Origin of the sequence: Brevibacillus gelatini, assembly GCF_050920745.1 — a bacterium.
GTDB classification, from domain to species: Bacteria; Bacillota; Bacilli; order Brevibacillales; family Brevibacillaceae; genus Brevibacillus; species Brevibacillus gelatini.
Genome location: NZ_CP154342.1, coordinates 2,915,478 through 2,933,759, shown reverse-complemented (window position 1 = coordinate 2,933,759; position 18,282 = coordinate 2,915,478). Strand labels below are relative to the sequence as shown.

The following is an 18,282-nucleotide window of genomic DNA, read 5'->3' as shown; positions in this document are numbered from 1 at the left end:
ACAGTCGCTCTGCCTTTGTTCATCAGAAATGGATTGGATTCCTTTCGTAAAAAAGGGCAAATTTCTGTCTATACTAGTTGGAGAATGGGGTGCCTGTTTCATGTTTCTACGGGATCTGCTCATGCCTTTGTTGCCAGTGAAGGTTTCAGGGGATGACAGTATGGAGATTACGGGTTTGACAGCAGACTCGCGCCAGGTGAAGCCCGGCTACTTGTTTGTGTGTCTGACGGGGTTTACCGTGGACGGCCATACGTTCGCGGCCCAGGCGGTGAAAAATGGCGCCGTCGCCGTGCTATCCGAACAAGATCTGGACGTGCCAGCGACTGTTGTCAGAGTACCGGACACCCGGCGGGCAATGGCTATGCTGGCTGATCGCATTTTCGGATCTCCCACAAGAGAATTAAAGGTGATTGGGGTTACAGGTACGAACGGGAAGACAACTACCACTCATCTCATCGACAAGATCCTGCGCGACCAGCGCAAGCAAACAGGCTTGATCGGCACGATTCACATGCGGATCGGGGACGTCACAGAAGAAGTGAAAAACACGACGCCCGATGCCGTGGATCTGCAAAGAAGTTTCCGCCGCATGTGCGACGTAAACACAGACTACGCGATCATCGAGGTGTCCTCTCACGCGCTGGAACAAGGACGTGTGCGTGGCTGCGACATACATACCGCCGTTTTCACGAATTTGACGCAGGACCATCTCGACTACCATAAAACGATGGAAAACTATCGCTACGCCAAGTCCCTGCTGTTTTCCCAACTGGGCAACCAGTATGATCCGAATCGCCTGAAGACGGCTGTGCTGAACGCAGACGACGAAGCGTCGAAGCTGTATGCGACGGTGACGCCTGCGCGCGTCATCACATACGGAATCGACCATTCGGCAGACGTGCGCGCCAAAGACATCGAGATTACAAGCAAGGGAACCTCGTTTACCGCAGAAACCTATGCGGGCACCATCCGCCTGAACTTGAAGCTGATGGGCAAATTCAATGTGTACAACGCATTGGCCGCCATTGCGGTGACACTTGCGGAAGGCGTCAGCCTCGAAGACATCAAGGCCAGTCTGGAAGCAGTCGCTGGCGTAAACGGGCGATTCGAGTCGGTCGATGCCGGACAGCCGTTCGCGGTCCTGGTTGACTACTCCCATACGCCGGACAGCCTGGAAAACGCTTTGCTCACCGTAAAAGAGTTTGCCAAAGGCAACGTATACTGCATCGTCGGCTGCGGCGGAGACCGCGATCGTACGAAGCGCCCGATTATGGCGAAGATCGCAACGAAATATGCGGATATGACCGTCCTGACATCCGATAATCCTCGCTCCGAGGAGCCGCAGGCGATTATCGAAGACATGCTCGCAGGGGTACGCGATGTGGACGCCAGTCGTTACACAGCGGTGACAGACCGCCGCGAAGCGATTCATCATGCCATCTCGCTGGCAAAGGCTGACGATGTCATTTTGATTGCCGGAAAAGGCCATGAGACTTATCAAATCATCAAAAACCAGGTACTGCCTTTCGATGACCGTGAAGTAGCACGGGAAGCGATTGCCCGGTACAACCAAGAATAGAGACAGATGCGACACATTGGCATCGAAAGAAAGGAGGCTCGGGCATGTTCGCTGACAACGTCCTAATCGTCACGATCGTCGCCGCGTTTCTCATTGCTGTATTGATTGGCCCACTGTTTATTCCCTTCCTTCGCCGCCTGAAATTCGGGCAGGCCATTCGCGAGGAAGGACCACAATCGCACTACAAGAAGGCTGGGACTCCTACCATGGGGGGGACCATCATTCTTTTGGCACTTATCTTTACCGTGTTGAAGTTTGCCAATGCCAACATGGAGATTTACTTCCTGTTATTGGTGACACTCGGCTACGGTCTGATCGGGTTTTTGGATGACTTTATCAAAATCAGAAAAAAACGCAACCTTGGTTTGACCGCAAAAGAGAAGTTTGCCGGTCAGATTGTGCTGGCAATCGGCGCATATATTTTGCTGCTGATGATGGGGCACGATACGTCGCTGCATTTGCCAGGAACGCCGTGGAAGCTGGAACTCGGCTATTTTTACTTCCCGTTCCTGCTGTTTTTGCTCGTCGGCACGACCAACGCCGTGAACATTACGGACGGCCTGGACGGACTTTTGGCAGGAACCGGAGCCATCGCTTTTGGCGCGTATGCGATTATCGCCTGGTTCGGACAGGACTACGACACGGCGATTTTCAGTGCAGCCGTTGTCGGGGCTGTCCTTGGCTTCCTCGTCTTTAACGCCCATCCGGCGCGCGTGTTCATGGGGGATACCGGCTCGCTCGGCCTGGGCGGGGCGCTCGCCGGAATTGCCATCATGACGAAGACAGAGCTTCTGCTGGCGATTATTGGCGGTGTGTTCGTCGTGGAGACACTGTCTGTCATTTTGCAGGTCATCTCCTTCAAAACGCGCGGAAAACGGATTTTCCGCATGAGTCCGCTCCATCATCATTTTGAATTGACAGGCTGGTCCGAGTGGCGTGTCGTCGTCACCTTCTGGCTGGTCGGCATGGTTTTTGCCGGATTGGGTGTATACCTTGAGGTGGTGACAATCAGATGATGCGTTATCAAAATCAGCATGTAGTCGTTTTAGGAATGGCCAAAAGCGGTGTAGCAGTGGCAAAACTGCTGCACCGCTTTGGCGCTCATGTCGTGGTCAACGATAAGAAGCCGCGCGAAGAAGCAACAGGGATCGAGGAGCTGGAGGCGCTCGGAATCACCGTCATTTGCGGCCACCATCCGGAAGAGCTGCTTCATCCGGGTGTGTCGCTCGTCGTCAAAAATCCGGGGATTCCGTATGAAGCGCCGCCAGTGCAGCAAGCGCTTCAACTGGGGATTCCCGTCGTGACGGAGGTGGAGCTAGCCGCCCAGATTGCCAAGGCACCGATCATCGGCATAACCGGCTCCAACGGAAAGACAACCACGACAACGCTCGTCGGACAAATTCTCAAGGAAGCGGGTCTGGATGTGCTTGTCGGCGGCAATATCGGCACGGTTTTGTGCGGCCTGGCGGAAGAGGCGGGCCCGGACCAGTTGCTCGTAGCCGAGTTGAGCAGCTTCCAGCTCATGGGGACGAAGGAGTTTCGACCGCACATCGGTGTTTTGCTCAATCTGTATCCTGCTCATCTCGACTACCACCATACGATGGAGGCGTATCTGGACGCGAAGCTGAAAATGTTCGCCAATCAAACCGCAGACGATATGGCGATCCTGCCGTTTGACCAGCCGGAGGTTCTCGCCAAGTGCGGCGATCTGCCTGCCCAGGTGTACTATTTCAGCGAGACGCAGCAGGTTCCGAGAGGGGCTTTTGTTCAGGATGGCGTCATCAAGTTCACAGATGGACAGGGCCAGCCGGAGACGATCATCTCTGTGGCGGATATGACGGTTCCCCATTTGGACAACGCTCTGGCAGCGATTCTCGTCGCGAAGCTTTCCGGGGCCGATGTCGGTTCGATGGTACAGGTGCTGTCTACTTTTCCCGGCGTGGAGCATCGCATGGAATACGTTGATACCATTGCCGGGGTGAAATATTACAACGACTCCAAGGCGACCAATCCGGAAGCGGCTTCCCGCGCCCTGCAGGCGTGCCAGGAGCCTGTGGTCTGGATTTGCGGCGGCCTTGACCGGGGCGTCGATTTTCGCGAGCTTTTGCCAGTCATGAAAGGGCGGGTCAAAGCGGTCATCGCGCTCGGGCAGACCGCGCCGATTTTGCTTGCGCGTGCGGAGGAAGCAGGGATTAACGAGCGAATCCATGTCGATACTGTGGAAGAAGCCGTTCTTGCCGCTTCCCGCCTGGCGCAGGCAGGAGACGTGGTATTGCTCAGCCCGGCGTGTGCGAGCTGGGATATGTTCCCTTCCTTTGAGGTCAGGGGGAGCATGTTTAAGGACGGCGTGCATAGACTTAAAACAAGCCTAGCATAACGTCCCTTTTGACCCGCATGAATACAGCTTGATACGGGACGGCATGAGAAAGGATGACCTGGCACGATGAGCAAGGTACGCTCTGCCCCCGACTTCGTAATTATTTTTGCAACACTTTTTTTATTGGGAATTGGCATCGTGATGGTGTACAGCGCCAGTGCGATTGTCGCCCAGAAGCCGCCTTTTTCCGACCCGTACTTTTTTGCCAAGCGGCAGCTCATTTTTGCTTTGCTCGGCATTACCTCGATGTACATCACGATGAACATCGACTACTGGGTGTGGAAGCAATGGGCCAAGCCGGGCTATTACGTGAGCATTTGCCTGTTGATCCTGGTACTCGTCATCGGGATCGAAGTGAACGGCTCCAAAAGCTGGCTTGGCTTCGGGGCTTTCGGGATTCAGCCCGGCGAATTTGCCAAGCTCGGCGTCGTTGCGTTTTTGGCGCGCTGGCTATCGGACAACCAGAAGCAGATCGTCCTGTTCCGCAAAGGGCTGATGCCCGCACTGGCGATTCCGTTGGTCTGCTTCGGGCTCATCATGCTCCAGCCTGACCTGGGAACAGGCACTGTACTCGTGGGCACGGCCATTGTCATGATTTTTGCCTCGGGAGCGCGAATCAGCCACTTCGTCGGACTGGGAATGCTTGGCATTGCCGGTTTTATCGGGCTGGTGCTGTCGGCGCCTTACCGTATCAAACGGATTACGTCGTTTCTCGATCCGTGGTCTGATCCGCTCAATACCGGGTACCAGATCATTCAGTCGCTGTATGCGATTGGCCCTGGCGGCCTGCTCGGCCTTGGATTGGGACAAAGCAGGCAAAAGCATTTATACTTGCCAGAGCCGTACAACGACTTCATTTTTTCCATCGTAGCGGAGGAACTTGGATTTATCGGCGGCACGCTGATCCTGCTGTTGTTCCTGCTGCTTTTGTGGAGAGGGATGCGCACCGCGATAACCGCACCGGATCTGTTCGGAAGTCTTCTCGCGCTCGGAATCATCGGCATGATCGCGATACAGGTCGTCATCAACATCGGCGTCGTTACAGGTATGTTCCCAGTTACCGGGATTACGCTTCCGTTTTTAAGCTATGGAGGTTCGTCCCTGACACTGATGCTCACAGGTGTCGGCGTCCTCTTGAATATTTCCCGCTTTTCCCGATCTTAAATTTCAGGCAGGAAGCCAGTTTTTTCTCTGCATAAAAATAAGGGTGTGATTGTATGCGCGTCGTCCTTACAGGCGGTGGCACAGGTGGACATATTTATCCGGCGCTTGCGGTGGCGAGGGAAGTTTCTCGCCAGACACCGCAGGCTGCCTTTTTGTATATCGGCAGTAAAAAAGGGCTGGAGGCGCAGCTCGTGCCGCGCACAGACATTCCGTTCCAGTCTGTGGAAATCAGCGGCTTGAAACGAAAGCTGTCACTCGACAACATCAAGACTTTGTGGAAATTCATTCGGGCGGTTTCCGATGCGAAAAAAATGCTGCGCGACTTCCGGCCGGATGTCGTCGTCGGCACAGGCGGCTACGTGTGCGGCCCGGTCGTGTACGCCGCGGCCCGTTTGGGCATTCCGACCTTGATTCACGAGCAAAACGTCGTTCCGGGCTTGACCAACAAGTTTTTGTCGCGGCAGGCTACGCGGGTGGCCGTGTCGTTTGAAGAGTCGCTCGCACATTTTCCCAAGGGAAAAACAGTCTTTACCGGCAACCCGCGCGCCACGGAAGTGATGCATGGCGATGCAGAGGCAGGAAGAAGATTTCTCGGGGTAGACGTTGGCAAAAAGATCGTCCTGATCTTTGGCGGCAGTCGCGGTGCGAGAGCGATCAATGAAGCGGTGCTGTCCATCGTCACACAACTGGGCAAATATGCCGATACTCATTTTGTATATGTAACCGGTGACGTTCATTTTGAAAACATCTCCCAACAACTCGCGGAAAAAGGAAAGCTGCCCGCGAACCTTTCCGTACTTCCCTTCGTCCATAATATGCCGGACGTTTTGGCGGCGACACATATTCTGGTTGGACGTGCCGGTGCATCCACGCTTGCCGAAGTGACGGCGCTCGGAGTGCCGTCGATTTTGATCCCTTCTCCGTATGTGACCAACAACCATCAGGAGAAAAATGCGCGCGGACTGGAACGCGCAGGGGCAGCGCGGGTGATTGTAGAAAAGGAACTGACCGGAGAGCGCCTGCTGTCCGAGGTAGAAGGTCTTTTGCAAAGCCGTGAGCTGTGGGCACAGATGAAAGAGAACGCCCTGTCGCTCGGCATGCCGCAGGCTGCCACCGAAATTGTTCGCACCTTGCAAGAGGTTTCCGGAAAAAAATGATCGAATGGGCGAGTGTCACGCCGCTCTGGGCGATGGCATAGTATGGAGCAAACACGTGAGAAGACGCAAAGGTCCGACCTAGCAAACGTATCAGGAGGTTCACAAATGAAAAAAATCGCAGATGAGCTGAAGCAAGCAGGGATCGAAAAAGTGTGGACCAATGAACCTCTCGCCAATCATACAACATGGCGGATCGGGGGTCCTGCTGATTTGTTGATCCAGCCCAAGGACAAAGAATCCTTGCTTACAGCCTTGCAAATCATCCATCGTCATGAAATTCCTTGGAGTGTAATCGGGCGCGGCTCCAACCTTCTGGTGAGGGACGGAGGGATTCGCGGAGCCGTGCTCAAAGTGGCTGAGGGCTTGAGCCACTGCGAGTTCAGGGGTGAAGAGGTGTGTGTGGGTGCCGGATATTCCATGATCCGCCTGGCGGTGGAGGCAGGCAAGAAGGGATTGACCGGGCTGGAGTTCGCAGGAGGGATTCCTGGTACGGTAGGCGGGGCTGTCTATATGAATGCAGGGGCCCACGGATCTGATCTTTCACGTATTCTTATTGAAGCCGAAATCCTTTTTGCAAACGGCGAATGTAAGGTGTTGAGTAACGAGGAACTGAGCTTTAGCTACCGGACTTCTCTCTTGCAGAGAGAAAAAGGAATCGTGCTGGAGGCCCGTTTCCAGCTGCGTCATGGCGATCGCAAACAAATTGCCGCTACGCTTTCTGCCAACAAGGAGCGTCGTCGCCATACACAGCCGTTGCAGATGCCTTGCGCCGGCAGTGTGTTCCGCAACCCGCCGAACGACCACGCTGGACGTTTGATCGAGGCAGCAGGGCTGAAAGGCTATCGAGTCGGTGGAGCTCAGGTTTCGGAAAAACACTCCAATTTCATCGTGAATTGCGGAGGAGCCACGGCGACCGACGTCCTCACCTTAATCGAGCATGTACGGAGCACAATTCTTGCGACATACGGAATTGATCTGCATCCGGAAGTTCTGGTGGTGGGCGAGGGGTAACACGGAGGTGAAAGTTTGGAGACTTTTGCGATCGAAGGCGGAAGACCTCTGTCCGGTTCGCTTCGGATCCAAGGAGCCAAGAACGCTGCTCTTCCCATCCTTGCAGCTTCTGTGCTTGCGGAAGGGCAATTCTATATCTACGATGTCCCCCATCTGAAAGATATCAAGGTCATGCTGGAAATATTGACGGCACTGGGGGCCAAGGCGAAGCATGTGGACGGTTGCGTCGATCTGGATACAACGTCTGTCTCCGTCCCGCATGTACCAGATGATTTAATGAGCCAGATGCGCTCTTCGATTTTTCTGGCCGGGCCGCTTCTGGCCCGATTGGGCGAAGTCACGATCTCGCGTCCGGGCGGATGTGACATCGGCGAACGCAGAATCGACCTGCACTTGTCGGGGCTTACAGCGCTCGGGGCCAAAATCGAAGAATCGGAAGGCTACATTACATTTCGGGCGAAGCAATTGCGCGGGACCAATGTCTTTCTTTCTTTCCCCAGCGTGGGTGCGACGGAAAATATCATGATGGCGGCGGTTTTGGCAAAAGGGACGACGCGCATCTGCAACGCGGCCAGGGAGCCGGAGATCATCGACCTGCAAAACTTTCTGAACGCCATGGGCGCGCGGATCAGGGGTGCAGGCACCGATACGATCGAGATCACCGGCGTGCAGCGGCTTCGTTCCGTCAGCTACCGGATCATCCCCGACAGAATTGTCACAGGTACGTTCGTGCTGGCGGTCGGAATTGCCCAGGGCCACATCGAGCTGACCAACACGCTGCCTGAGCAACTCACCGCATTGATTGAGGTTGTCCGTAGCTGCGGTGTTGAAATCAAAACCCGCCATGATATAATGGAAATCAAAAGTAATTCCCGTCCGCGTGCCTACGACCGGATCATCACCTCGCCATACCCAGGGTTTCCGACAGACCTGCAGGCGCAGTTGATGGTGTTTCTGTCACAGGCGAGGGGGACCAGCGTTATCAAGGAAACGATCTTCGAAGGAAGATTCAAACATGTGAATGAATTGGCGCGAATGGGCGCATCCATATACGTAGATCTCGGCTCTGCCATCATTCGCGGCGTCGGAAAGCTGACCGCCACGAGTGTAGAAGCGACGGATCTGCGAGCAGGAGCTGCTTTGGTCTTGGCAGGGCTTGCTGCAGAAGGCATTACCACGGTGAACCAGATCCATCATATCGATCGTGGGTACGATCGGCTGGAAGAGCAATTGCGCAGGCTGGGAGCCGATATCACGAGGGTGTCGATATGATCGAGGGAAGACAAGCGGCATAGTGCTATGCCGCTTTCCCTGTTTCATAAAGTTGCAATTATTTGGTATAAATCCATTAATTTTCTTTTTTCGATTGAATTATCTTGCGGGCGATGAGCCTAGAATGCATGAGGAAGGATTCGGCCATGGCGGTATATGAAGAACGCATTCCGCAAGTAAAAGAGCAACGTCCCAGAAGAAAAGGAAACCGCAAGCTGGTTTTTCTTTTGGTACTGTTTTTTCTTACCGTACTTATTATCGTTTTTATTCGATCACCGTACAGCAAAGTACAGGAAATTCAGGTGATCGGCAATGACATTTACACCGCAGAGCAAATTGTCCAGCAGTCGGGCCTTGTGCGTGACATGCAATTTCTCAACGTCTGGGAGAGCAGTGTGCAGAACAATCTGCAGCCGCTTGAGGGGATCAAAAGCGTGACGGTCAGCCGTTCCTTTCCGGGTGTCATCCGGCTGCACGTCACGGAGCTGAAGCGGGTCGCTTTCTGGAACGGCCAGGACGGCAACCGCTATCCGCTGCTCGAAAACGGGAAAATATTGAAGCAGGTAAATTTTGCTGATCGCGTGGTGGACAGGCCCCTAATCAGCTCCTGGTCCGCGCCTGAACTGCTCCCGAACCTCGCCAAAGCGTTGTCCAAACTGACGCCGAACGTGCTCGCCGAGATTTCGGACATAACTCTGACGCCGACGGTGTACGATAAGCAACGGGTAACTTTGTACATGCGAGACGGCAACGAGGTGCGCAGCGTAGTCTACAAGCTCGACAAAATGTTGAACTGGTACCCGGCTATCGTAGCTGAACTGCCTGCCGGTACCAAAGGGGTGCTCTCCATGTTTGAACAGCCGTGGTTTGTTCCGTACGGTGCGGCAAATGATGCCGACAAGCCTGCCGACAACCAACAGCAAACAGATAAGCCGCAGTAAAGAAAAAAAGGGGAAGCAGACAAATGAGTCGTCGCCGCAAGTTTCATTTATATTTAACCGTTGTTACCTTCTGTACAGGCTTTCTGGTAGCGACCTCGTTCGAGACAACCAAGCTCACGCGCAAAGAGCGGCTGAACGACCAGTTGTTCCAGCAGGAAACGCAATTGAACGATCGGATTTTGTCCGAAAAAGAGCAAAACAGGCATCTGGAAAACCAACTGATCGATCTGCAGCGGCAAGTGGGCAAAGTCGAGGAAGCAATGGCGCAGCGAAAATCGGAAGCAGCCGAAACGCTCAGCCAGTTGGAAGCCGCGCGCATGCTTTCCGGCGTAGTAGCCGTGGAAGGGCCGGGCATCGTCATCACCATGCAAGACAGCCAGCAAGCCGCCAACAGCGCGGACATCGCCAACTACATCGTGCATGAGCAGGATGTCCGCCTGGTCGTCAACGAGCTGCGCGCTGCCGGAGCGGAGGCAATCAGCATCAACGGCCAGCGGCTGGTGAGCAACTCTTCCATCCGCTGTGTCGGACCGACGATCATCGTCAACGGGATCAAGTCGGCTGCTCCTTTTGTGATTTCGGCGATCGGCGATCCGGAGACGATGGAGAGCGCTCTGAATTTGCCGGGAGGGGTGCTGCACTCCCTGCGAGATTTTGTGCAAATTGATCTGGCGAAAAAGGACAAGCTGCAATTGCCGGCGTTCGTCGGCGACGCCAAAACCAAACACTCCTAAAAGGGAAAAGGATGCGTTTGCCCCATGTTACAAAAAAGCCGTAAAATCACGTTTATTCTTGCCATTATTAGTGCTATCATAGGTGTGATGTTGGCTGTACAATTGCGCAGCAGTTTACATCCCGTACACAAGGAGTCTCGCAGCATCGCGGAACTTCGGACCACGCTTCAAAAAGAACTGGAGAAACACAAAAACCTGCTCGCGGATATTTCCAAGTATAATCAGCTGTATTACCAGTACGAAACCTCATTAAGTGAAGACGAAAGCATATCTGTCATGAAGGAAGAGCTGGAACGAAACCGTCGATTGGCCGGAATGGTGGAAGTGGAAGGAGAGGGCATTGTGCTGCAAGTCGTCGATGCCCCTGCACCCCAGGAGCCGATTCTGGACGAACACATGCAGGTGCCGGTCGTAGGGGAGTACACGATTGACGATGAAGATTTGCGATGGCTGGTCAATATCCTGTTTGCGAACGGAGCGCAGGCGATCTCCATCAATGAGCAGAGGCTGGTTGCCACTTCTGCGATTCGCAATGTGGGGGATGTCATTCAGATCGATACGAGGACAATCAAGCCCCCCTATGAGATAAAAGCATTGGGGGAGCCTGAAGTGCTGCTGTCCGCCTTGAAGCTGGAAGGAGTCGAAGAGAACTTCCGGCTCGCGAATAAAAAGGTGCTGGCAGAAAAACGGGACAAGCTGTTGATTGCTGCAAACAAAGAACCACGCGTCATTCAATTTATGAAACCTGTAAAAGAAAAAGGAGATTCGTAACCATGTGGCTCCCGCTTATCGGACTGATTGTCGGTCTCGCTGTCGGCTTCCTTCTGGATTGGCGTGTGCCCCAGGAGTATAGCAGCTATCTCTCCATCGCCCTTTTGGCTGGTTTGGATACGATCTTTGGGGGGATTCGCTCGTTTTTGGAGCGCACCTTCAACGTTCGGATCTTCCTGTCCGGATTCTTTTTCAATACGCTGTTCGCAGCCGGGCTTGCCTTTATCGGCGGGTTTCTGGGGATTGATTTGTACCTGGCAGCGATTGTGGCATTCGGGGTACGTCTTTTCAACAACCTCGCTGTCATTAGGAGAATTGTTCTATCCCGTTGGATCAATCAGCAGGAGTAAGCCCGATAATATGGGAAGAAGGTCATATTTTTACAAAAATTCTAGATGAAAAAAAGGGAATGGTTGTCCTGTGTGGAATAAAATATGCAGGTGTTCTCATTTTAGCAAGACAAAAGACGTAGCAGGGGAGGTGTCACAGGTTTGGTAAGTAATGAACTCATCGTCAGCCTAGACATTGGAACATCAAAAGTACGCGTCATGATCGGCGAAATCAACAACGGTTCCATCAACATCATCGGCGTCGGACAATCACATTCTGAAGGCATCAAGAAGGGCGTGATTGTTGACATCGACCAAACCGTGCATGCCATCCGGGAAGCAGTCGACCATGCCGAGCGTATGGTTGGTGTTTCAATCGAAGAAGTGTATGTGGGGATCACTGGAAACCATATCGAGTTGCATGAGACCCAAGGGGTTGTCGCTGTATCTAGCGAAGACCGTGAGATACGAGAAGAAGATATCCAACGCGTCATTCAGGCAGCGAAAGTCGTAGCGATTCCACCGGACCGTGAAATCATTGAGGTAGTTCCGAAGGAGTACATCGTAGATGGGCAAGGTAGTATAAAAGACCCGAGGGGCATGATTGGCGTCCGACTGGAAATGGAAGGTACCATCGTGACCGGATTGAAGACGGTTGTACATAACATTGTCCGCTGCGCACAACGGACGAATCTGCGGGTGGCTGGCATTTTCCTGCAACCACTTGCAGCTAGTACGATCGCCCTTTCCAAAGATGACAAAAACATGGGTGTCGTTCTAGTCGACATCGGTGCGGGTTCTACCACGATCGGTGTATTCGAGCAAGGAAAGCTGGCAGCGACCACCGTGATCGGCATCGGTGGCGACCACATTACGAGTGACATCGCATTGGGATTACGCACGCATACAGATGTGGCTGACCGCGTTAAGATAAAAAACGGGTGTGCATTGATCGACGAAGCTTCTGAAGATGTGAAGTTCAAGGTGAGCCGGATTGGCAGTGAAGTGGAAAAGCAGTTTACGCAAGTGGATTTGGCCAATATCATTGAGCCGCGCGCTGCAGAAATATTCCAATTGGTCGAAGAAGCCGTCTACAAGCTGGGCTTCCGCGACGAGATTGCAGGTGGCTACGTTCTCACAGGCGGTACGGTAGCGATGCCTGGCATGCTGGAATTGGCAAAAGAAGAATTGGACGCACCTGTTCGCATCGCAATTCCTGATTACATCGGAGTGCGGGATCCTGCCTACACCACAGGGGTAGGTTTGATTCAATATGCCTTGCAGTTGATGGAGCGCCGCAGCGTAAGCGTCACCCCCTCATTCAAGGGCACTCAGAAGCAAACCGTTGTGAAGCAGCCGAAAGAAGGCGGCGGTTTGATGGAAAAAGTGAAAAACTGGTTTAGCGAGTTTATTTAGCCGCTAGCTGTCGTTGGTACAATGGCGAAAATTGGAACGTTTCGTCTCTCAAAAAACATGGTAAAAAACGTGTTAGAGAATAACGGAATGTCCCATTCGGTTGTCAATCGGCTTCTTGGGCCAAAAGTTTTTATGTTGAATTGGGGAGGACTAGCAACATGCTGGAATTTGATATGGACATGGAATCGTTTGCACGAATTAAAGTAATTGGATGCGGCGGTGGCGGCAGCAATGCTGTCAACCGCATGATCGCAGGCGGTGTAAAAGGGGTAGAGTTCATCACGCTGAACACCGATGCTCAGGCGCTCCAATTGTCCAGTGCAGAAATCAAGCTGCAAATTGGCGAAAAATTGACACGCGGCCTCGGAGCAGGCGCGAATCCTGAAATCGGAAAAAAAGCTGCGGAAGAAAGCCGCGATATGATTGAAAATGCTCTGCGCGGTGCGGACATGGTATTCGTAACAGCCGGGATGGGCGGTGGAACCGGTACGGGTGCCGCTCCTGTCGTTGCAGAAATCGCCAAAGAACTGGGTGCGCTCACTGTTGGCGTTGTTACCCGTCCGTTTTCCTTCGAAGGCCGTAAGCGTTCCCAGCACGGTGAAGCTGGTATCGCTGCGCTCAAGGAAAAAGTAGACACCCTGATCGTCATTCCAAACGATCGTTTGCTGGAAATCGTCGATAAAAACACGCCGATGCTGGAAGCGTTCCGGGAAGCGGACAACATCCTGCGCCAAGGTGTGCAAGGGATTTCCGACCTGATTGCGGTACCGGGACTTATCAACCTCGACTTTGCCGACGTGAAGACGATCATGACCGAGCGCGGCTCCGCCCTGATGGGAATTGGCGTGGGCAGCGGGGAAAACCGTGCGGCCGAAGCAGCGCGCCGTGCTATTTCCAGCCCGCTCCTGGAGACATCCATCGACGGCGCACGCGGCGTCCTGATGAACATCACAGGCGGCACAAACCTGAGTCTGTACGAAGTAAACGAAGCGGCAGACATCGTTTCTTCTGCGGCAGACCCGGATGTCAACATGATTTTCGGTGCCGTCATCAACGAAGATTTGAAAAACGAACTGGTGGTTACGGTTATTGCGACCGGATTTGAGCAGTCGCAGCGGGCGGCGGCAGAAGCACCTCGTCGCCAGCAACAGCCGATCAGCGCCTCCGGCAGCCGCCCGACGCCGATTTCCAGCGTGAATACGAGCCGTGCGAAGGAAGAAGAGGATGACAAGTCTTTCTTCTCCATGAGCAATCTCGACAACCTGGATATTCCAGCCTTCCTGCGCAACCGTCGTCGCAACAAAAAATAGTGTGGTCAACCAAAAGCCTTGATCCCTTTTTTCGCGGGAACAAGGCTTTTTTGCGTGCCTAGACCAAAAAATGTTAGACAAAAAATCCAAAAAAACACGGTCAAGAATTGACAGACTTTACATACACATTGCTATATACTGCTTTTACTGACTGATAGAAGCCGGTGTACGCACAAAAGCGCAGCACTGGCTGTTAAGTACACCTGACAACTCTTGCAGCTCTCGGATTTTCGCGAAGGCGAGAACAGATCGGAGGTGGGAGCCAGTGGTGGTGTATCTCGATATCATTCTACTCCTCAACCTCGCCATTGATACCTTGTTGCTCTGGTTTACGGCGTATTTTCGCAAAGAGCGCGTGGTGTGGTGGAGAATGATCGCAGCCTCTTTGTTCGGGTGTTCGTATTTGGCCTTTTTCTTTTTCCCGGCGTTTTCATCCATGTATCAATGGTCAGTCAAGCTGCTCTTTTCCATTCTCATGCTCTGGATCGCCTTTGGTAACAGGAGGTTGTTGTCGTTTGTTCAAAACGTAATCATTTTCTACTTTGTCGCTTTTGTCTTTGGAGGCGGGGTGTTCGCTCTGCAATACTTTTTGGCCCCGCAAAACGAAATCGTCAACGGGTTGGTTGTGACGCACAATGACGGGTTTGGCGTCGGTTTCAAGCCTACTCTCGCGATTCTTCTCATCGGCTTCACACTGGTCTTTTTCCTCGGGAAAAAAAGTTACAAGGCGATCCAGGAGCCGCGCAGAATCGAAACATTTCTAGTCGATGTCGTGGTGACAGTGGCCAATGAAAAAGTCATTTGCCGCGGCCTGGTGGACACAGGCAATCAACTGCACGAACCGATCACGCGTCTGCCGGTCATGATTATGGAAAGCCGTATGCTGGCTCATCTGCTGCCGCCGTCGTTTCTCCGACAAACCGAAGAGAACGGTGGAGTGTGGGAGAAGCTGGACGGGTCCTGGGATGAACTGCCGAGCGAATGGCAGTCTCGTGTGCGACTGATTCCGTATCGGAGCGTGTCGCGGGGAATGGATTTTTTGCTTGCAATCAAGCCGGATCATGTGTTGGTTATACAGGAAGGGCTGCGCTATGAAACCGAAAAGGTGCTGATCGGGCTGAATCCGATTCCGCTCTCGGCTGACGGCAAGTATCAGGCTATCGTGCATCCTGCCATGATGGAAGCATATACACAAGAACCTACCTTTATTCTCAAACAGGAGGGCTAATCATGTACGTAAAACTTCGCCTACAACTCCAGTTGATCTGGTACCGATTCCTGCTGTGGATTGGTGCACGCGCTGAAGAAGTCTATTATATTGGCGGGAGTGAAGCATTGCCTCCACCGTTGACGAGAGAAGAAGAGGAAGTGCTCCTGGGACGCCTGCCTTCGGGCGATCCTGCCGTGCGCAGCATGCTGATCGAGCGCAACCTGCGGCTGGTCGTCTACATTGCCCGCAAGTTCGAAAATACGGGGATCAACATCGAGGATTTGGTCAGCATCGGGACGATTGGCTTGATTAAAGCGGTCAACACATTTGACCCGGAGAAAAACATCAAGCTGGCGACATACGCCTCCCGCTGTATCGAAAACGAGATTTTGATGTACTTGCGCCGCAACAACAAAATCCGCTCCGAGGTTTCTTTTGACGAGCCGCTCAACATCGACTGGGATGGCAACGAGCTGTTGCTGTCGGATGTGCTCGGCACGGAGAATGACACGATCTACAAAAACATCGAGGACCAGGTGGACCGCAAGCTGTTGAAAAAAGCGCTGGATAAACTGTCCGAGCGGGAGCGGATCATCATGGAGCTGCGCTTCGGGCTGGCCGGCGAAGAGGAGAAGACGCAAAAAGACGTGGCCGACCTGCTCGGCATCTCGCAGTCGTATATTTCCCGTCTGGAAAAGCGAATTATAAAACGGTTGCGAAAAGAATTCAACAAAATGGTCTAACGCATATTTTCCCAGCCTCAGGGGATACTGTTCCTAAACCGTAACAGATGGTGGTTTTTGCCACCTTCTTGGCGGCTACGCGTCAGTACGCGGCCTTTCAAGACAACCGGGTTAGGGACTTTTTTCTTGCTTCGAGGAGGGAAAGACGTGACGCGCAACAAGGTAGAGATATGCGGGGTGGATACCTCCAAGCTTCCGGTGCTGACAAACAAGGAAATGCGTGACTTGTTTGAGCGCCTGCAAAGCGGTGAGCTGGCTGCCCGCGAGAAACTGGTCAACGGCAACCTGCGTCTGGTGCTGAGTGTGATTCAAAGGTTCAACAATCGCGGGGAATTCGTCGACGACCTGTTTCAGGTAGGCTGCATCGGATTGATGAAGGCGATCGACAACTTTGATCTGGGACAAAACGTGAAGTTCTCTACGTACGCCGTCCCGATGATTATTGGGGAGATCAGGCGCTATTTGCGCGACAACAACCCGATCCGCGTTTCCCGCTCGCTGCGGGACATCGCCTACAAAGCCCTTCAGGTGCGAGACAACCTGACCAACAAGCATTCGCGAGAGCCCACCATTACCGAGATTTCCCAGGAATTGAACGTCGCCAAGGAGGATGTCGTGTTCGCGCTCGATGCGATTCAGGACCCTGTATCGCTCTTTGAGCCGATCTATCAGGATGGGGGCGATCCCATCTACGTCATGGATCAAATCAGCGATGAAAAGAACAAGGACGTCACATGGGTCGAGGAAATCGCCCTCCGCGAAGGCATGCAACGTCTGGGGGAACGGGAAAAAATGATTTTATCCATGCGCTTTTACGAGGGAAAAACCCAGATGGAAGTAGCGGAAGAAATCGGAATTTCGCAGGCGCAAGTTTCCCGGCTGGAAAAGGCGGCCATCGCCCACATGCAAAAGCACGTACAATCGCAATGAGAAGCTGCATCGTTCCCGACGGTTTTGTGCCGTTGGGTTTTTTTATGGCAGGAAGCGTCGCCTTTGTTTTTTCAGGGGAGAAGGACATATTCTTCCTACGGTTCATATACTGAGAGTAACGGAGAAAAGTGGGTGAGGAGAATGGTAAAAATCTCTGACTTCCAGACCAAAGAAGTGGTGAACATCCTGGATGGGAAGCGGCTGGGGACGATTTCCGATTTGGAGATCGATCTGCGCCACGGACGCGTGGAAGCGATAGTCGTGCCGGGGCCAGGCAAATTCCTTGGGTTCTTTTCCTCCGGGAATGATTATGTCATTCCGTGGCGCAATATTGTGAAGATCGGAAAAGATGTGGTGCTGGTCCGAATGGAGGAAGCACTCAAGGTAGAAGCCAGAACCTCTGGCGGAGATGAATACTGAGCGTAGAGGGAGAAAGGCGCGGGGTTAGCCTTTCTTTTCTTTTCGGCTATGGTATGATAAGCCATATGAGGAAGGTGACAGGATGAGAGAACCGTTTGTTTTGGAAGAGGGCAAATCCATTTTGAGGCTGACGGACTGGGAAGCGGATTTTCCGGGCATCGTGGCGGGGTTTACGGTTCGCCTTGGCGGGGAAAGTGAAGAACCGTACGGCTCGTTTAATATGGGCTTGCACGTGGGAGACGATCCGGCGCATGTGGTCGCAAACCGCAAAAAGCTGGCCGAGCAGGTCGGGATGCCTTTTGCAGCGTGGACATGCGCCGACCAGGTTCACGGCAACCGCGTCTGTCAGGTGATGGCGGGTGGTGCGGGCAAAGAGAGCCTCGCGGACGTCATTTCTGCCACAGACGGACTGTTTACACAGGAAAAGGGAATCTTGCTGACGTCGTTTTACGCGGACTGCGTGCCGCTTTATTTTCTCGACCCGGCTTCAGGAGCGATTGGACTTGCCCATGCCGGCTGGAAAGGGACGGTCGGGCGTATTGCCGAAGAAATGGTGAAGTCGCTCAAAGCGCATTGTCAGGCGAATCCGGGGGACATCCGCGTCGCCATCGGGCCGTCGATCGGGGGCTGCTGCTACGAGGTGGATGAGCGGATCATGACACAGGTGCGGACGAGCGCACGCAACTGGGAGACAGCTGTCCTGGCTTCCACGGAGGGGAAATACATGCTCGATCTGCGGCGATTGAATACGGAAATATTGCTGGAAGCAGGGATTTCCCGGGCAAATATGCTGGTGACTGACTGGTGTACAAGTTGCCGGACAGACTTGTTTTTCTCGCATCGAAAAGAAGCAGGACCAGCCAAAATGACAGGACGCATGGCTTCGTATATCGGCTGGAAGGAATAATGCAGAAGGGA

Annotated in this window: 18 protein-coding genes; all 18 read left to right on the top strand. The window is 53.3% G+C overall.

The genetic code is table 11. The features are described 5' to 3' along the window. Positions 1–100: 100 nt before the first annotated feature. The 18 genes from AAFJ72_RS14090 (at position 101) to pgeF (ending at position 18,271) form a co-directional block, all read left to right on the top strand. On the top strand, positions 101–1,579 hold the full coding sequence (locus AAFJ72_RS14090; protein WP_432774413.1) for a UDP-N-acetylmuramoyl-L-alanyl-D-glutamate--2,6-diaminopimelate ligase: 1,479 nt from the start codon (positions 101–103) through the stop codon (positions 1,577–1,579). A 44-nt stretch (positions 1,580–1,623) separates the two neighbouring features. Further along, entirely contained in the window at positions 1,624–2,595 is a 972-nt protein-coding gene (mraY, locus tag AAFJ72_RS14085) for a phospho-N-acetylmuramoyl-pentapeptide-transferase (RefSeq protein ID WP_122906105.1), read from the top strand. Next, positions 2,592–3,956, top strand: a complete 1,365-nt coding sequence (gene murD / locus AAFJ72_RS14080) for a UDP-N-acetylmuramoyl-L-alanine--D-glutamate ligase (protein ID WP_432774412.1) — start codon at positions 2,592–2,594, stop codon at positions 3,954–3,956. Before mraY ends, murD begins: the two co-directional genes overlap by 4 nt. A 66-nt stretch (positions 3,957–4,022) precedes the next feature. Further along, on the top strand, positions 4,023–5,120 hold the full coding sequence (spoVE, locus tag AAFJ72_RS14075; RefSeq protein WP_432774411.1) for a stage V sporulation protein E: 1,098 nt from the start codon (positions 4,023–4,025) through the stop codon (positions 5,118–5,120). 53 nt (positions 5,121–5,173) lie between these two features. Then, entirely contained in the window at positions 5,174–6,277 is a 1,104-nt protein-coding gene (murG, locus tag AAFJ72_RS14070; protein WP_432774410.1) for an undecaprenyldiphospho-muramoylpentapeptide beta-N-acetylglucosaminyltransferase, read from the top strand. Between the two features lie 105 nt (positions 6,278–6,382). Next, on the top strand, positions 6,383–7,288 hold the full coding sequence (gene murB / locus AAFJ72_RS14065) for a UDP-N-acetylmuramate dehydrogenase (RefSeq protein ID WP_432774409.1): 906 nt from the start codon (positions 6,383–6,385) through the stop codon (positions 7,286–7,288). A 15-nt stretch (positions 7,289–7,303) separates the two neighbouring features. After that, a complete protein-coding gene (gene murA / locus AAFJ72_RS14060) occupies positions 7,304–8,560 on the top strand; it encodes a UDP-N-acetylglucosamine 1-carboxyvinyltransferase (RefSeq protein WP_122906110.1) in 1,257 nt (418 codons plus the stop codon). Positions 8,561–8,706: 146 nt separating this feature from the next. Then, positions 8,707–9,501, top strand: coding sequence for a cell division protein FtsQ/DivIB (locus tag AAFJ72_RS14055; RefSeq protein ID WP_432774408.1), 795 nt, complete (start codon positions 8,707–8,709; stop codon positions 9,499–9,501). Between the two features lie 23 nt (positions 9,502–9,524). Beyond that, positions 9,525–10,235 (top strand): DUF881 domain-containing protein, encoded by a 711-nt coding sequence (locus AAFJ72_RS14050; RefSeq protein ID WP_432774407.1) that lies wholly within the window; start codon positions 9,525–9,527, stop codon positions 10,233–10,235. A 24-nt stretch (positions 10,236–10,259) separates the two neighbouring features. Next, on the top strand, positions 10,260–11,006 hold the full coding sequence (locus tag AAFJ72_RS14045) for a DUF881 domain-containing protein (RefSeq protein WP_432774406.1): 747 nt from the start codon (positions 10,260–10,262) through the stop codon (positions 11,004–11,006). 2 nt (positions 11,007–11,008) lie between these two features. Next, the gene (locus AAFJ72_RS14040; RefSeq protein WP_432774405.1) at positions 11,009–11,356 is read left to right on the top strand and encodes a small basic family protein; all 348 of its coding nucleotides are present in this window, start codon (positions 11,009–11,011) and stop codon (positions 11,354–11,356) included. A 141-nt stretch (positions 11,357–11,497) separates the two neighbouring features. Further along, positions 11,498–12,751 (top strand): cell division protein FtsA, encoded by a 1,254-nt coding sequence (gene ftsA, locus AAFJ72_RS14035; protein ID WP_122906114.1) that lies wholly within the window; start codon positions 11,498–11,500, stop codon positions 12,749–12,751. Between the two features lie 158 nt (positions 12,752–12,909). Continuing rightward, positions 12,910–14,061 carry a cell division protein FtsZ gene (gene ftsZ / locus AAFJ72_RS14030; protein ID WP_122906115.1) on the top strand — a complete coding sequence of 384 codons (1,152 nt, stop codon included), beginning with the start codon at positions 12,910–12,912 and terminating at the stop codon, positions 14,059–14,061. Positions 14,062–14,326: 265 nt separating this feature from the next. Beyond that, positions 14,327–15,289, top strand: coding sequence for a sigma-E processing peptidase SpoIIGA (spoIIGA, locus tag AAFJ72_RS14025; protein WP_432774404.1), 963 nt, complete (start codon positions 14,327–14,329; stop codon positions 15,287–15,289). Positions 15,290–15,291: 2 nt separating this feature from the next. Further along, positions 15,292–16,014 carry an RNA polymerase sporulation sigma factor SigE gene (gene sigE / locus AAFJ72_RS14020; RefSeq protein WP_122906117.1) on the top strand — a complete coding sequence of 241 codons (723 nt, stop codon included), beginning with the start codon at positions 15,292–15,294 and terminating at the stop codon, positions 16,012–16,014. A gap of 147 nt (positions 16,015–16,161) precedes the next feature. Next, positions 16,162–16,944: an RNA polymerase sporulation sigma factor SigG gene (gene sigG / locus AAFJ72_RS14015; RefSeq protein ID WP_122906118.1), complete on the top strand. Its 783-nt coding sequence runs from the start codon at positions 16,162–16,164 to the stop codon at positions 16,942–16,944. Between the two features lie 141 nt (positions 16,945–17,085). Further along, the gene (locus AAFJ72_RS14010; protein ID WP_122906119.1) at positions 17,086–17,364 is read left to right on the top strand and encodes a YlmC/YmxH family sporulation protein; all 279 of its coding nucleotides are present in this window, start codon (positions 17,086–17,088) and stop codon (positions 17,362–17,364) included. Positions 17,365–17,446: 82 nt separating this feature from the next. Next, positions 17,447–18,271, top strand: a complete 825-nt coding sequence (gene pgeF / locus AAFJ72_RS14005; RefSeq protein WP_432774403.1) for a peptidoglycan editing factor PgeF — start codon at positions 17,447–17,449, stop codon at positions 18,269–18,271. Positions 18,272–18,282: the final 11 nt, after the last annotated feature.